The sequence below is a fragment of the Clostridium transplantifaecale genome, assembly GCF_900626075.1.
GTDB classification, from domain to species: Bacteria; Bacillota; Clostridia; order Lachnospirales; family Lachnospiraceae; genus Otoolea; species Otoolea transplantifaecalis.
In genome coordinates this window covers 500,198-514,992 of sequence record NZ_UYZY01000002.1, presented here as the reverse complement: position 1 = coordinate 514,992, position 14,795 = coordinate 500,198, and the positions used below count along the sequence as shown (strand labels likewise).

At 49.5% G+C, this 14,795-nt stretch carries 12 protein-coding genes; 7 read left to right on the top strand and 5 right to left on the bottom strand.

The features are described from left to right. The first annotated feature begins 6 nt into the window (after positions 1 to 6). Together EJL91_RS07975 and EJL91_RS07970 are read left to right on the top strand one after the other, a co-directional pair. Positions 7 to 1,626 carry an N-acyl-D-amino-acid deacylase family protein gene (locus EJL91_RS07975; protein ID WP_125141427.1) on the top strand — a complete coding sequence of 540 codons (1,620 nt, stop codon included), beginning with the start codon at positions 7 to 9 and terminating at the stop codon, positions 1,624 to 1,626. Continuing rightward, entirely contained in the window at positions 1,627 to 2,004 is a 378-nt protein-coding gene (locus EJL91_RS07970; protein WP_125141426.1) for a RidA family protein, read from the top strand. It abuts the gene before it with no gap. Between the two features lie 92 nt (positions 2,005 to 2,096). Here EJL91_RS07970 and nhaC read toward each other — a convergent pair whose 3' ends face one another. Genes nhaC through EJL91_RS07955 form a run of 3 tightly spaced genes read right to left on the bottom strand, consistent with a single transcriptional unit; the run spans position 2,097 to position 6,792 of the window. Beyond that, complete coding sequence (gene nhaC, locus EJL91_RS07965) at positions 2,097 to 3,533, bottom strand: Na+/H+ antiporter NhaC (protein ID WP_243125276.1); 1,437 nt, start codon at positions 3,531 to 3,533, stop codon at positions 2,097 to 2,099. Positions 3,534 to 3,548: 15 nt separating this feature from the next. Next, the gene (locus EJL91_RS07960; RefSeq protein WP_125141425.1) at positions 3,549 to 5,573 is read right to left on the bottom strand and encodes a DUF3604 domain-containing protein; all 2,025 of its coding nucleotides are present in this window, start codon (positions 5,571 to 5,573) and stop codon (positions 3,549 to 3,551) included. Between the two features lie 31 nt (positions 5,574 to 5,604). Then, positions 5,605 to 6,792 carry an amidohydrolase gene (locus EJL91_RS07955; RefSeq protein WP_125141424.1) on the bottom strand — a complete coding sequence of 396 codons (1,188 nt, stop codon included), beginning with the start codon at positions 6,790 to 6,792 and terminating at the stop codon, positions 5,605 to 5,607. Between the two features lie 196 nt (positions 6,793 to 6,988). Here EJL91_RS07955 and EJL91_RS07950 point away from each other — a divergent pair, with 196 nt between their 5' ends. Further along, complete coding sequence (locus EJL91_RS07950) at positions 6,989 to 7,975, top strand: LysR family transcriptional regulator (protein WP_125141423.1); 987 nt, start codon at positions 6,989 to 6,991, stop codon at positions 7,973 to 7,975. 44 nt (positions 7,976 to 8,019) lie between these two features. On the opposite strand, the gene EJL91_RS07945 is transcribed toward EJL91_RS07950, so the two are convergent. Next, positions 8,020 to 8,640, bottom strand: a complete 621-nt coding sequence (locus EJL91_RS07945; protein ID WP_125141422.1) for a flavin reductase — start codon at positions 8,638 to 8,640, stop codon at positions 8,020 to 8,022. 269 nt (positions 8,641 to 8,909) lie between these two features. After that, the gene (locus tag EJL91_RS07940) at positions 8,910 to 9,164 is read right to left on the bottom strand and encodes a TIGR03905 family TSCPD domain-containing protein (RefSeq protein WP_125141421.1); all 255 of its coding nucleotides are present in this window, start codon (positions 9,162 to 9,164) and stop codon (positions 8,910 to 8,912) included. 386 nt (positions 9,165 to 9,550) lie between these two features. Between EJL91_RS07940 and EJL91_RS07935 the strand changes: the two genes are divergently transcribed. The 4 genes from EJL91_RS07935 to EJL91_RS07920 all read left to right on the top strand — a co-directional run bounded on the left by EJL91_RS07935 (position 9,551) and on the right by EJL91_RS07920 (position 14,736). Beyond that, positions 9,551 to 10,243: a 5'-methylthioadenosine/adenosylhomocysteine nucleosidase gene (locus tag EJL91_RS07935; RefSeq protein ID WP_125141420.1), complete on the top strand. Its 693-nt coding sequence runs from the start codon at positions 9,551 to 9,553 to the stop codon at positions 10,241 to 10,243. 190 nt (positions 10,244 to 10,433) lie between these two features. Beyond that, positions 10,434 to 11,456: a hypothetical protein gene (locus tag EJL91_RS07930; RefSeq protein WP_125141419.1), complete on the top strand. Its 1,023-nt coding sequence runs from the start codon at positions 10,434 to 10,436 to the stop codon at positions 11,454 to 11,456. 439 nt (positions 11,457 to 11,895) lie between these two features. Then, positions 11,896 to 13,158 carry an aminopeptidase gene (locus EJL91_RS07925; protein WP_125141418.1) on the top strand — a complete coding sequence of 421 codons (1,263 nt, stop codon included), beginning with the start codon at positions 11,896 to 11,898 and terminating at the stop codon, positions 13,156 to 13,158. A gap of 39 nt (positions 13,159 to 13,197) precedes the next feature. Then, positions 13,198 to 14,736, top strand: coding sequence for an ABC transporter substrate-binding protein (locus EJL91_RS07920; protein ID WP_125141417.1), 1,539 nt, complete (start codon positions 13,198 to 13,200; stop codon positions 14,734 to 14,736). Positions 14,737 to 14,795 lie beyond the last annotated feature (59 nt).

Below are 14,795 nucleotides of genomic sequence, written 5' to 3'. Positions count from 1 at the left end.
ATAACAGTGAAAAAACTGATTAAGAACGGATTTATCGCTGACGGAAGCGGAAATCCGGGATATAAGGCGGATGTTTTATTAAATGATGAAATAATTGAAAAAATAGCGCCGACAATCGATGCAGCGACGGCCGAAGCCGAAGGGGCGCAGGTGATTGACGCAGAGGGCCTTGTTGTGGCACCTGGTTTTATTGATACTCATAGCCACAGCGATCTCCGGGTGCTGGTAGAACCTGAGGTTGCCCCCAAAGTCATGCAGGGAATTACAACGGAAATCCTGGGACAGGACGGAATATCCATGGCTCCGCTCCCGAAGGAGTACATAAGTCCCTGGAGAAAGAACCTGGCCGGCCTGGACGGTGACAGCGACCAGATTGACTGGAATTATGAGACAACGGAAAATTACCTGAACATGATCGACCAGGTGAAACCGGGCCTCAATGAATGTTATCTCGTGCCTCACGGCAATATCAGAATGGAGGCCATGGGCCTTGAGAACCGTCTTCCAAACGATGAGGAACTTGAAAAAATGTGCGCTATCACCAGACGGGAGATGGAGGCGGGAGCCGTAGGACTTTCCACGGGACTCATTTACATGCCGTGCGCTTATTCCGAATCTAAGGAAATAATCGAGATGTGTAAGGTGGTTGCGGAATATGACGGACTTTTCGTTATCCACCAGAGAAGCGAGGCGGACACAATCCTCGACTCCATGGAGGAGGTTATAAAAATCGGCCGCGAGTCGGGAGTGAAAATCCACTATTCCCATTTTAAGGTTTGCGGAAAGAAGAACTGGGATAAAGTCGACAAGGTAATTGAGCTTCTGGAAGAGGCTAAAAAAGAGGGAATCCGCGTATCCTTTGACCAGTATCCGTATGTGGCAGGCAGCACAATGCTGGGCGTTATTCTTCCGCCATGGGTGCACGACGGCGGAACGGACAAGGTGTTAGAGCGCCTGGCGGATCCGGAGCTGAGAAAAAAGATGGTCTACGATATCGAACACGGCATCCCGGGCTGGGATAACTTTGTGGAATTTGCGGGTCTGGATCAGATCTTTGTTACCAGCGTAAAGACGGATAAGAATAAAGACGCCATCGGCCTGAACCTGGTTGAACTCGGAGCTCTGAGAGGGAAAGATCCATATGACGCCACCTTCGACCTCCTCTATGAAGAAGAAAATGCCGTGGGCATGGTGGATTTCTACGGAACCGAAGAGCACGTAATCCGCATTATGAAACGTCCCGAGATGAACGCATGCACAGACGGCCTGTTAGGCGGCAAGCCGCATCCGCGTGTATACGGTGCCTTCCCGAGAATCCTCGGAAAATACGTGAGGGAAGAAAAAGCCCTGACGCTGGAGGAAGCTATTTATAAGATGACAAAAAAACCTGCCACGACCTTCAACATGACGGGCAGGGGAGAGGTGAAGGAGGGGTATCAGGCCGATCTCTGTATCTTCAATCCCGAGACGGTTATCGACAAAGGCACCTTCGTCGATCCGGTACAGTATCCGGAGGGAATTGAATATGTTATTGTCGGCGGCGAGCTGGCCGTTGAAAAGGGAAAACACACCGGAAGAAGAAACGGCGTGGTGCTCAGGAAAAAAGGAAAAGAGGTAATCAGATAAATGGCCAGGGAGATTGTATTTACGGAAAAAGCGCCGAAGGCGGTGGGGCCTTATGTACAGGCGGTGAAATCAAACGGCATGGTCTATATTTCCGGCCAGCTGGGAATTGATGTAACGGCGGGAGGCCTTGCGGACGGAGTTGAGGCACAGGCCCACTGCTCCATGAAGAATCTGGGAGCGATTCTTCATGAAGCGGGAAGCGATTATAAGAAAATCGTTAAAACCACGATATTTTTAACCGATATGAACGATTTTACAGTTGTTAATAAGATTTATGAGTCCTATTTTGGAGGAGACTTCCCGGCGCGTTCCTGTGTCCAGGTGGCTAAACTGCCGCTTGGAGGACTGGTAGAGGTGGAGTGTGCTGCGGAACTGTAATATGGATTTATTTGCAAAGAAATGATTAGAAGATCAGCCGGTGACGGCCGGTCTTCTTTTTTTCAACAGGAAGGCTCTCCATACACAGGCTGTCATTTTTTCTCCTTAATCAGCATTTCCCCCTTGCTGTTAAATATCCCGAATCCAGTAAATATGTAGATAGCCGCAAATACAATCCCCAGATAGGTAATCGGCGCATATAAAACGTACTGGAAAGAGCTGACGCCCAGTGTGCCTAGTATGAAAATGGAGATATTGCTCCATGGCACGATCGGGGAGAACGCGGTTCCGGTGTCTTCCAGCATCCGGGAGAGGTTCTTTCTGTGCAGGTCGTATTTATCAAACATCGGCCCCAGTATCGGCCCGACAATGGAGAAGGTAACCAGGTATACGCCGGTGAAGGATGCCAGGATCAGGTGAAGGAGGTAGCTGAAACCCAGCAGTGATTTGCGTCCGGTGGCGTACTTCTGGATGGCGTCGAGGAACATCTGGAACACATTGGTGGCCTTCAGGGCGGAGCTGAACACTGCCGCTCCGATAATCAGAGCCACCGACGGCATCATGCTCAGCAGTCCGCCGCGGTTAATCATCGAGTCCACCAGGCTAACTCCGGTTGACATGCCGAGTCCGCTTGTGAGGGCGGTCAGCACTTCCTTGATTCCTTTCCCCTGTACGGTGACGGCAAGTATCGCCGCAAGGAGAATTCCGATTCCGAATACGGGAATCGTCGGCTTTCTGAGGAAGATGAGGACCAGCACGACGACCGGAGGCAGCAGAAGGATAGGATTTAAGATAAAAGTACCCTGCAGTGTCGTTAAAATCTGAGTATAAGCTTCACTGTCAATATGGCCGCCCTGGAACTTCATTCCCAGCGCCGCATAGAGGATTAGGGAGATAACCAGGCAGGGGATAGTCGTATAGAGCATGGACTTTATATGGTCGATAATGTCTACGCCCGAGACGTAGGGAGCCATAATCGTCGTGTCCGAAAGCGGAGAGAGCTTGTCACCGAAGATGGCTCCCACTACGATGGAACCGGCCGCATAGGCCACCGGGATCCCGAGGCCCTCAGCCACACCGATCAGCGCTACGCCTACCGTTCCCATGGTACCCCATGAAGTTCCGGTCATCAGTGACATCAGGCAGCAGAGAAGACAGCTGGCAACCAGAAAAAGGGGGGCCGGGAGCAGTTTGAGGCCATAATACATCATCAGCGGAACGGTGCCGGAGATCATCCAGGAGCCGATAAGAATTCCTACGAACATCATGATCAGCATTCCCATGAACATGGTTTTAAACGTGTCCCCAATGTCATTTTCGAATTGTTTCCAGGGGCAGCCGAAGGCCATACCCAGATAGACGGCCGACAGCGCCGAAAGAATCAGGCTGACGCCGGGATTTGCCTTTAAGATGGCAACACAGTACAGCAGGACTGCCAAGGACACTAATAAGATGATTAATGACCTGGAGGCAGGTAACTCTTTTCTTTCTTCTTTTTGATTTGTTCTTTCCTTTTTCTCACTTTCCATTGTATATCCCCCTTATCAACTTACCCAGATTGGACTTGACCAGGCAATGGCCTTATCTTTCTGGTATACCCGAACGTAATAGTAAAGCCATCCGGCTTTGGGCAGGTTCCTATCCTGCCAGTTAAATTCGATTTCTCTTCCGCTCCCTTCTTTTCTGTAAACAGTATGTCCCATTGAAATAATTTCAACGGATTCGATGTCGGCGGTTCCTGTAACCCGGACAGACAGATTTCGGACCGGATTTTCCGACAGGCTGATTTCCTGCCCCATCATGGCTCCGTTTACCGTAAAATCAAGAATAATGCGCTCACCCGTCGTGGCGTAGACTCTCCGGTTCCACAGAGCATCAAACAGGCTGTGCCGGTCGAGACGGTCCGCCATGATGCAGGTCAGGCCTCCCCGGTAGCTCATCAGTTCGGATGAGAATACCCAGTGGGAATATCCGGGATTACCCGCATGCGTATCGCTGCCGGTTACAAAACCGAGGCGGTAGCCCTTGCTGAGGGCATACTGGACGGAGTGGTTTTCATAGACGGAACCGCCAATGATTGGCCGCTCACATCCTTCCCCTTCCGAGTTGCCCCAGCAGGAATAGATTTCCACCAGACGCTGAATTTCCTCATCGTGGATTTCAAAACTTCCCAGCATCACCTTCTTGGCGCTGTGATGCGGAACCGTGATTGCCCTGACATTCTGGTTCTTAAGCTGCGCCCAGAGTTCTTCCGGGCAGTAGCTGCCCTCATCGACACAGCGGCGGATCGGCTCGTCATATGACTCATAGTAGACATTGCGGTCGCCTCCGAACTCCGGGTTGGGGGCATCGTTATGATACTCATATCCCAGAATCGGGACAAATCGTCCTTCCTCATAAAAGGCTTTATTAATATCCTGAATCTCTTTCCACTGTGCGTCCGTCATGTAGCAGCTCAGAGACAGATGGGCGGTTTTGTTGTTATTCGTGTATCTGCCGGAATCGGGGTCGGTCAGCGCACAGAAATCAACGGCAGCCGCTTCTCTGGCATACTCATAATAGGAGCGGCCGCTTCCGCGGCCCCACTGGATCCCCGTGTGTCCATGCATGTCACCCCAGAAATGACGGAGCGGCTGGCTTGCCGGCCCATTTGCCGGGTCACCTGACAGTTCAATTACCTTACAGTTATCCGCCCGTACAGAACAGATCCCTGGATTACTCTCTCCTAACAGGCTCCCGTCCTGGTTTTTGGCGTATACCCTCAGGGTGCCTTCTTTGACTGGAGTGAATTTGATCTTTTTAATGCCGCAGTCATCCGGTTCAAATACCCCTTCATAAATAATCGTATCTTCAAGGCGGCATCTCAGCTCTCCGGTATGGTGTTCGGCCAGGTTGCGGTATGGATCAATGGCTGCGACGGTACACTCGGCCTCTGTCCCGGCCTGCAGGTCGGATGGGATGTACACCTCAAAAAAGGAGGCCGCTTCGGGATGCACCATTACAGTGGGAGAATCCGAGGTCAGATAATAGCCGCTGTAGGGAGCTTCCAGTGTCCCTCTCTGATCGGTCGCCACGTCAAACTGGACGGGTCCGGTGGTGCGGCAGTACCGGGCGGCGGCCTGAGGGGTGTAGGAGGTGTCGCCATAGGTGAGAATCACCTGATCCCCTTTTGTAAGTGCATGGCCCAGCACCCTGACCCAGACATGGGAGCCTACGTGTTCGGAGACATTTTCTGTCTTGGAGCGGTCAGGTCCCCGTTTCCACCAGTCGTTTTCCACGATAAAGGTTTTAACTGAAGCATTCTTCCGCGATACGGCGGCCGTGGCATAACCCGGATAGATGGGCATCGCAATCTGGGGTTTTGTGAAGCCGAACGGAATGGTAAAGCGCAGCACACCGCCGATATAAATCGGCTCTTCCCCAACCGTATAAGTTATGGTAAAGGTTCCGCTTCCTCCGACGGTGATCTCCTCCGGTTCCACCCGCACGGTTCCGTTACTGTCCTTCACCTGTTCCATGTTGTTTCTCATAATCTGAACTTCATTAAAATACTTTAGTCTTCTGGCCATCCTTTTCCTCCTTGTAGTTTCTGCCGGTCATTCACTCAGGAAACCCGCCGCCCAGGTAATCCACCGCGATCTGCGTGCAGAGGGCGGTTCCGTTTTTTAGAATACTTTCATCCACCATGAAACGGCTGCTGTAGTTATTTTCCGTGTATCCGAGCTGTTTATTGGCGCATCCTATATTGATATAAAGGCCCGGAATATGTTCCGTCAGACAGGCAAAGTCCTCGCTGGCCATCACCGGGGGCACATCTTTTCTGATATCACTGCCAAAAAGTTTATGAAGGGCCTTATCGGCAATGACGCTCAGTTCGGGAGAATTATACAGAGGGGGGAGCATGTACTGATAAGACAGTTTTGCTTCGCAGCCCAGGGCTCCCGCGGTTTCCGTCACGATATTTTCCAGCGTTTTTTCAAGTTGTTTCCTCTTTTCGGCGGAATGCATCCGGACCGTGCCTTCCATTTTTACCTTGCCTGCGATGATATTACGCTGTGTCCCGCCGTGGATTGTGCCTATATTGATGACGAGGGGGTTCAGAGGATCGTTATCCCTGGAGACACAGGTCTGGAGGCCGTTTATAATAGCCGCTGCGGCGACAATGGCGTCCTTCCCGGTATGAGGGAGGCTCACGTGTGCGGCAAGGCCCGTTACCTCAATATCAAACTTGTCGGCGCTGGCCATTCTGTATCCCGGGGCGATGTCGATAAACGGAGCTTCCAGCCCGCCGTATACATGGGCGGCACAGATCGCATCCACATCCTGCAGGAACCCGCGCCTGATATATTCCTGGGAGGCGCAGGCGCTCTCCTCGGCGGCCTGGAAAAAGAGCTTTACATGGCCCGCCAGGGAATCCTCAAGTCCCTTTAAGAGCTTCGCGGCTCCGAGCAGCATTGCGATGTGGCAGTCACGTCCGCAGGCATGCATCATGCCGCTATTCTCGCTTGCAAAATCGAGGCCGGTCTTCTCCTGAACGGAAACACCGTCTATATCTGCACGGAGCAGAATGGTCTTAGCGTCTTTACCGGCTTTTTTGCCGTGAATATAGGCATAAACGCCTGAGATATCGTCAAACCGGATCGGTTCCAGACCGATTTCGTTCAGTTGTTTTTCAATTGCAAGTGTTGTCTTAACCTCTTCCCAGGCCGGTTCGGGAAAACGGTGAAAATAGCGGCGCTGTCCGATAATATAATTTTCTGCTTCAGAAGCCAGATTCAGGATATCCATAAATATCTCCTTCCAGAAGATGTTGAATTATGAAAATATTGTATATCTTGACGGACTATATGTAAAATAATATAAAAGTATACAGACTATATGGAATCCGTATACTAATTTGGTGAGGAAATATGATAGAATCAGGATATGCATCTAACAGTATGGGGACCGGCATATAGAAAGCCTGAAGGATCGGGGAGATTTTATGACTTTGAGACACATTAAGATATTCATAGCAGTCTGCGACACCGGAAGCACAACTGCGGCGGCCAGGGAACTTTATATTGCGCAGCCTGCGGTCAGTTTTGCCATCGCGGAGCTGGAACATTATTACGGGCAGAAATTATTTGACCGCATTTCCAACCGGCTCAGGATTACGGAGGCGGGGCGGCGCTTTCTGGAATATTCGAGACAGATTGTGATTCTGTTTGATGAGATGGAATTTGAGATTAAGAACTGGGACTCTCTTGGTTCATTAAGAATCGGAAGTAATGTGACGATTGGCAACAGCTTCCTTCCCCAATGTGTGAAGGCATTCAAGGGAATATATCCCGATATTGAGATTGAGGTGACCGTTGACAATTCCGCGAAGATTGAACAGCTTATCTTAAACAGCAAGCTGGATTTTGCCCTCATTGAAGGGCCGGTGTTCAACCATTTTATTAAAAGTGAGCTTTTCATGGATAATTCCCTTGTCTTTATCTGTGCGGCGGAGCATCCGTGGGCCGGGAAGGCGGTGGAAATGGAACGGCTGGCCGACTGCAGTTTTATTATGAGGGAAAAGGATTCCTTTGAACGCAAGCTCCTGAACGATCTGCTTCAGATGAATAAGATACAGTTTCACACTGCATGGCAGAGCGTAAGTTACCAGGCGATTCTGAAGGCGGTTGAAAAGAATCTGGGAATCGCGGCCATCTCCTATCAGGCAGCGAAAGAATACCTTAAGTCAGGGAAAGTCATGCAGTTTTATGTAAGTGGGGTGAACCTGAAACGGGAATTTTATATCGTTTATCATCAGAATAAGTTTTTGAACAAACCGGCCAAAGATTTTATGGAACTGTGCTTTAAAATGAAACAGCTGGATCAAACAGGAGAGCAGACGGACGGCGGCGGGGATGCGGACGGGGCGCATGAGGCCGGAGCGGAACAGAAGAAGGACAACCGGCAGAAAGAGAAAAATCCTCCGCATTAGCCGGGGCTGAATACGGAGGACTTCATTGTTATATAGATACGGCTTTAAACAATCACTTTCTCGAAATCGGATGCAGGGTGCTTACAGATCGGACAAACGAAGTCGGCCGGAAGCTCTTCACCTTCATACTCATATCCGCAAATCCGGCAGCGCCAGATAGTCTTTCCTGTCTTTACAGCAGGTGCGGCTGGTTTTGGTTTAATATTGCTCTGATAGAAGTTATAGGTTGTGGAAGGAACTTCACTGAGAACGTCCATGTCATCGACAGCGGCGATAAACAGTGTGTGGCTTCCGAGGTCCATGGTGTTTTCCACGGTGGCGGAGATAAATCCGTTGGTGCCTTCGGTCACATAGTAGATTCCATTCTCACTGCGTTTTACCTGATCATAACCTTCAAACTTGTTCACGTCTTTTCCGGACTGGAATCCGAATCTCTGGAACGTGGAAAATTTAGCTTCCTCACTTAATATGGAAACGTTGAATTTCCCGGTGGCTTTGATCATGTCATGTGTATAGTTGGCTTTATTTACAGCAACGCTGATTCGGTTGGGAACAGCCGTTACCTGGCCTGCCGTATTAATAATACATCCATTGTCTTTCTCATCCTGTCTGGCCGTCAGTACAAACAGGCCATAAGTCAGTTTAAACATTGTCTTATCGTTCATTCTTGCTTCTCCCTTCAAATATGATAATAGTTACTGAGTATAAATCCCGCGGCGCCTCCCCGGCAACAAACGGCCGGGTGCCCCGCAAAACAGCATCATTGAATTAAATCCATCCTTGCGATGCCGCATCAGATATCCCCATTATATCATGTATATGGAAGAAAATGTATTATGAAACTATAAATTATTATTTTTAGGAACCGCGGTGTAAAAAACTCCCCGCTGAACACGCCGGTATGGGTGAACTGCGGGGAGCGGACTGTGAATGATTAGCGGCCGGCCTGTTCGGCTTTATACTGCTTTAATGCCCGGGCGAGCTGGTCGGGGCAGGAGGTAGGACGGAAACCGCAGTTGATACCCTCTGTGCGGGCGATCACATCATCGATATCCATACCCTCGACGAGACGGGCAACACCCTGAGTATTACCGGAGCAGCCGCCGATAAAATGTACATTTGTAAGCTTGTTATTTTCCACATCAAAACTGATTTCACGGGAACAGACTCCCTGCGTTTTAAATTTCATAATTCTTTCCTCCAGATATATTGTGTTTGCAGACTGTCAAAACAGACACAGTCATGTTCTGTAATACGCGTTGCAATCGCGCTTGATTTACGTTCTGAATCATGCAAAGCCGCATGAAATTATGTATATTACGATTATAACTAAGGCCTGGTTGCATTCAGTGGGCGTGCTTTCATATATTTATGCGATATGCGGAATACGTCCGGTGTGAACGGTAACAATTGATTATAGCCCCGTGCTAAAGGAATTGTCAAGATTGTAAAAATACATTATAATGATCAGATATGCGAAGGACAAGGCGTCTGTGACAAAGCAGACGTTTATATAATGAAGATTTTAAATCAAATAAGAGTAATGTAAATGAACAACGAGATGGAGGAATTGTAATGTTTGGTATTATTGGCGCAATGGATGAGGAAGTTGCTAAAATCAAGGAAGAAATGACGGATGTCACAATTACAACCGTGGCAGGCATGGATTTTTACGAAGGAAAACTGAACGGGAAGGACGCGGTTGTGGTCCGCTCGGGAATCGGCAAGGTCAATGCGGGTATGTGCAGCCAGATTCTGGCCGACCGCTTCCATGTTGACGCAATTGTCAACACGGGGATTGCAGGTTCACTGAGGAATGAGATCAATATCGGCGATATTGTACTTTCCACCGATGCGGTGCAGCACGATATGGATGCCAGCGGCTTTGGTTATAAGAAGGGACAGATTCCCAGAGTCGACACCTTTGCATTTAAGGCGGATGAGGGACTAATTGAACTGGCGCTTCAGTGCAACCGGGAAGTGAATCCCGATATTCAGGCGTTTAAGGGCCGCGTTGTGAGCGGGGATCAGTTTATTTCAGATAAAGATAAGAAGAAATGGCTGATCGAGACATTTGACGCAAGCTGTACGGAGATGGAGGGAGCGGCGATCGCACAGGCGGCCTATCTCAATCAGATACCATACCTTGTAATCAGGGCAATTTCCGATAAAGCCGACGACAGCGCCGGAATAGATTACCCCGTATTCGAGGCGCAGGCAATCCGGCATTCGGTGCGGCTCCTGCTTGAAATGGTGTCCAGAGCTTAGTTTCAGCCCGCAACAGGCAGCTCTTTCCAACCTTTTATAAATGGGATAAGACCAGGGTTTCTTAACTTAATAATCGAATTGTGGCTATATTTGACGATCGATTTATGCCATTCTCATCTTCCCAAACCAGGAACTGGCGGCTATAATAAATGTCATCTGGAACAATCTGGAGAAGAAAGGGGAGCTTTTTATGCTGGAATTATTACAAACCGGAAAAGCATTAACCGTGCTTGCGGCGATCGGAATTATAGGAATCGTCAGTAAATTAATCACACGGAGCCTCTACAAAAGATTATTAAAAGAAACTGATAACATGGCAATGACCAAGAACAAGAATCTGAAAGTACTGAAGCAGAAGTTGGAGAATGCGTACCGTTTAAATCAGAATATCGTCAATACCCAGGCGTATCTGGACAAGCAGCTGTATGGGTTTAAGTTTATGCACATTTCCCTGGAAACATGGAACAATCTGTCTTTACAGATGACGATCCTGGGCCTTTTGGCCGGTGGAGCCGGTTCCTTTATGTCCTACTGGTACAGACTGGATTCCTACTATATTGTACTGTATGCGGCAATGGGAGCACTGGGCGGCCTGTTGCTTACGTTTATGGACAGCAGTTTTAATATTACGGGAAAGCAGCAGAAACTGGAGACGGTTTTGCTGGAATATGTGGATAATTCCGTATTTGTGAGAGCAGCCAGAGATAATTCGGCCAGAGAGACGGCCGGACAGGTCCGTGCGGCTGCCACGGCGCAGAGCAGAGAACGGCTGACACGTGAAAATGAAATCAAAGACGGTCTGGTAAGAGAGGAAGAACCCCGCCAGCTGTCTCCGAGAAATATAAGAGGCAGGAACTCCAAGGCGGAGGAACTGCTCAGGACGGTGCGCAATATGAAAGATGATGATCTGCGTTCAGATGAGGAAGAGAACTCCGCCGTGGACAAGCCCTCCGCATCCAGGGGCGACACCGTGCCGCTGCGCGGCAGAAACAGGGACAGTATGATGCGGGACAGCGATAACGAAGGTCCGTCCAGGAACCGGGAGGGCGACAATACCGTCCGCAGGGATATCGACTATCTGAAGCACAGCCTGGATCAGATAGCGGCGAGCAAGGAAAAAGACCGGGACGACAAAGACTGGATGAAGAATCTGAATGGCGATGAGATGAAGATCATCGGGGAGATTATGCGCCAGTATTTTACCGGAGCTTAAAACATAGAGTAAAATCATATAGAAATAACCGGTTATGAGGCGGTTATAACAGGATTTGAATGGACAGGCAGGCGCGCTGCTGTTAAAAACTGAATATCGTGGATTAAATAATTACATAGTGTAATTGATCATAGATAAAAAGAGGCATTGTTTGGGTGAACAATGCCTCTTTTTGCGCATGTTTTCTCTTTTTTGTGTCTGTTTTCATCTCCATGCGTTCAGAGTTTCTATTAAAAGGAACCTGTCTTTAAGGGCGATCATCCGGCTATAAAGACAAAAAGATGGAAAAAGCATGTAAATATATAGAAAAATAATGATGTATACAGTTTACTTGCGATATTGAATGAAAGTAATTGACAAATAAAAACTGAAATGTTAATATGCAAACATACACGTATGTATAATACGGGGGAGTAAGAAAATATCGTAGGTTTTCTGTCTGAACCTACGGGAGAAGAGAGGGGGAAGCGTTCTGTACACAGATTATTACAGAAAATATGCCGGAGTATTAATACGGGCGGCCCTGGATTTGCAGCCGGGGGAAGTGCTTGTGATCAATGCGGCTCCATGGGACTGCGAATTTGTCCGGACGGTGACGGAGGCCGCTTATGAGGCGGGCGCGGCTTATGTGCGCTGCGATTATGTGGATCCGGAGGAAGACCGGCTGCGATGTCTTCATTCGCGGGAAGAATATCTGGATTACTATCCGGAGTGGGTGACGGATTACATGTGCAGTTATGCAAAACAGGGAGTGGCGATCCTGGATTTGCTGCCGCCTGTATTTGGCGCCGCAGATTCTGTGCTGACGGAAAAGCTGGCGGCGGTCCGGAAACTCCGGGCCAGGTCGGGGGATCGTTACAATAAGGCCAGATCGGCAAAGGGTGTTACCTGGGTCAAGAGTTCTCTGCCGTCTGTCGGATGGGCGGAGACGGTATATCCTGGATTGAAGGGAGAGGAAGCGATACAAAAGCTGTGGGAGGCCCTGATCCCAATCCTGCGTCTGGACCGGGAAGATCCGGTACAGGCCTGGCTGGATCATAAGCGTGGGCTGCAGGAGAAAAAGGCGGCGCTGGATGCGATGCATCTCAGAAAACTCAGGTTTGACGGCCCGGGTACGGAACTGACCGTGGAGCTGGCGGAAAATTCAGGCTGGACCGGCGGCTGTGATATGAATAAGAGGACAGGGAGGGAATACATTCCCAATATTCCTACGGAAGAACTGTTTGCAGCGCCTCATAAACGACGGATCAACGGAACGGTGGCAGCAACAATGCCGTTAAATTATAACGGTTCCCTGATTGAGGGGCTGCGGCTTGTAATTAAGGACGGCAGAGTGGTTGAATATGGAGCGGATTCGGGGTTGGAGGCATTAAAGGGGATATTGGAGACCGATGAGGGTTCCCGTTATTTTGGAGAAACGGCTCTGGTTGCCGTCACTTCACCTATTTATCAGACCGGGACGATTTACTATAATACCATTCTGGATGAGAACGCGGTATGCCACATGGCTCTGGGGCGTGCCCTTACCAGCGGCGTGCCGGGGGCTTCGTCGATGACGGAGGAGGAGCTGGAAGCGGCAGGGCTGAACCAGTGCAGCATCCATGTGGATTTCATGATAGGCTCGGAAGAACTCAAAGTGACGGCCGAGGATGAAAATGGGGCTTCCGTGGTGCTGATGGAACAGGGAACCTGGAAAATTTAATAAGAGATATCAAGACAGTGACAGGAAAAGGAGAGGGACATGAAAAAAGCTATTTCAATCGTTTTGGCAGCAGCAATGGCATTATCTCTGGCAGGGTGCCAGGCAAAAACGGGCAGCGGTGAGGCGGAAGTGAAAGAGGGGACTGCAAAGGATACGATTATTATGGGCCAGCCGGGGGACACGCCCAACCTTGACACACATAATAACCTGGACGGAAACGGAATGCGCGTTAACACGGTACTCTACGATCCGCTTCTCAGGATGGACAATGAGACTTATGAAATCAGACCGTGTCTGGCCGAGTCATGGGAGATTTCCGACGACGGTATGGAATACGTTTTTCAGATTAAGCAGGGCGTCAAATTTTCCGACGGCAGCGATATGACCGTGGACGATGTAGTATTCTCCCTTCAGAGAGGAATGACAAAACCGCTGGCAGTGCCCAGCTTTGCCCGCGTGACGGCCGTTGATAAAGTGGATGACAGCCATGTCAAAGTGACGCTGGACGGCCCGTACCCGGAATTTTTATTCGCTATGGCTCTTCCGACGGCTGGTATTTTCAGCAAGACGGCATATGAGGCACAGGGGGAAAGCGAATTTTTCAACAATCCGGTTACGACCGGGCCATACAAGGTTGTAGACTGGAAGCGCGGGGAACTGCTTACAATGGTGGCAAATGAGAATTACCATCTTGGAGAGGCTCCGATTAAGAATTTACAGTACCGCGTGATCACGGATCCGAACTCGGCGATTCTGAGCCTGGAGGCGGGTGATATTGATACCTATATACTGGTACAGCAGTCCAGCGTAAAACGTATCGAGGAAAATGAGAAGCTGGAAATGCTGCAGGGACCGACCTTCGGCCTTTCATTTATCCAGGTTAATACGGAAAAGCCGCCGTTTGACAATGTAAAAGCTCGTCAGGCTCTCTGCTATGCAATTGATAAAGAAGCAATGCTGGACGGAATTCTCGACGGCAACGGCATGATTATGGATACCTTTGTGACGGAAAATTACCTGGGATATACCGACAAGGTAGTTAAATATCCTTACGATCTGGAAAAAGCAAAGACGCTGCTGGCAGCGGAGGGAATCGATGGAAGCGAGCCGCTTACGGCTATTCTTTATTCCCCGCAGGACTCGAAATTTGCTCAGATTCTCCAGAACTCCCTGGCTGAAATCGGCATAGAGCTGAAAATCTCTCAGATGGAGCGTTCCGCCTATGAGGCAGCTTGCTTAAACGGTGAAGCCAATCTGATTGTAGGCAGCGGCACCTATACGGCCCCGACGGTCGACGAGACACTGTACCCGACCATCCATTCCGCTCAGATCGAAGTCCAGAACTTCAGCAAGTACGCCGATCCGCAGGCCGATCAGTATCTGGAGGAAGCCCGCGTCACCCTTAACGAGGACGACAGGGCGGCAATCTATGAAAAACTGCTCATCAAACTCAGCGAAGATGTGCCGGTTATCCCAACGGTCAGCGGCTTTAACAATATTGCGATTAAAAAGGGACTGAAAGGTGTTGTCGTCAGCCCGTGGTCATTCTATAATGTGTATGATTTCAGTTGGGAATAGAGTGGCAGGTACATATGTAACTGGGAGGGATATCTGTAAAGATACCCCTCCCGTTTTGG

Excerpts from the sequence above, each read along its gene's own strand:
- EJL91_RS07970 (WP_125141426.1), top strand. The coding sequence starts at position 1,627 with ATGGCCAGGGAGATTGTATTTACGGAAAAAGCGCCGAAGGCGGTGGGG.
- nhaC (WP_243125276.1), bottom strand. The coding sequence starts at position 3,533 with ATGGAAAGTGAGAAAAAGGAAAGAACAAATCAAAAAGAAGAAAGAAAA.
- EJL91_RS07960 (WP_125141425.1), bottom strand. The coding sequence starts at position 5,573 with ATGGCCAGAAGACTAAAGTATTTTAATGAAGTTCAGATTATGAGAAAC.
- EJL91_RS07955 (WP_125141424.1), bottom strand. The coding sequence starts at position 6,792 with ATGGATATCCTGAATCTGGCTTCTGAAGCAGAAAATTATATTATCGGA.
- EJL91_RS07950 (WP_125141423.1), top strand. The coding sequence starts at position 6,989 with ATGACTTTGAGACACATTAAGATATTCATAGCAGTCTGCGACACCGGA.
- EJL91_RS07945 (WP_125141422.1), bottom strand. The coding sequence starts at position 8,640 with ATGAACGATAAGACAATGTTTAAACTGACTTATGGCCTGTTTGTACTG.
- EJL91_RS07940 (WP_125141421.1), bottom strand. The coding sequence starts at position 9,164 with ATGAAATTTAAAACGCAGGGAGTCTGTTCCCGTGAAATCAGTTTTGAT.
- EJL91_RS07935 (WP_125141420.1), top strand. The coding sequence starts at position 9,551 with ATGTTTGGTATTATTGGCGCAATGGATGAGGAAGTTGCTAAAATCAAG.
- EJL91_RS07930 (WP_125141419.1), top strand. The coding sequence starts at position 10,434 with ATGCTGGAATTATTACAAACCGGAAAAGCATTAACCGTGCTTGCGGCG.
- EJL91_RS07920 (WP_125141417.1), top strand. The coding sequence starts at position 13,198 with ATGAAAAAAGCTATTTCAATCGTTTTGGCAGCAGCAATGGCATTATCT.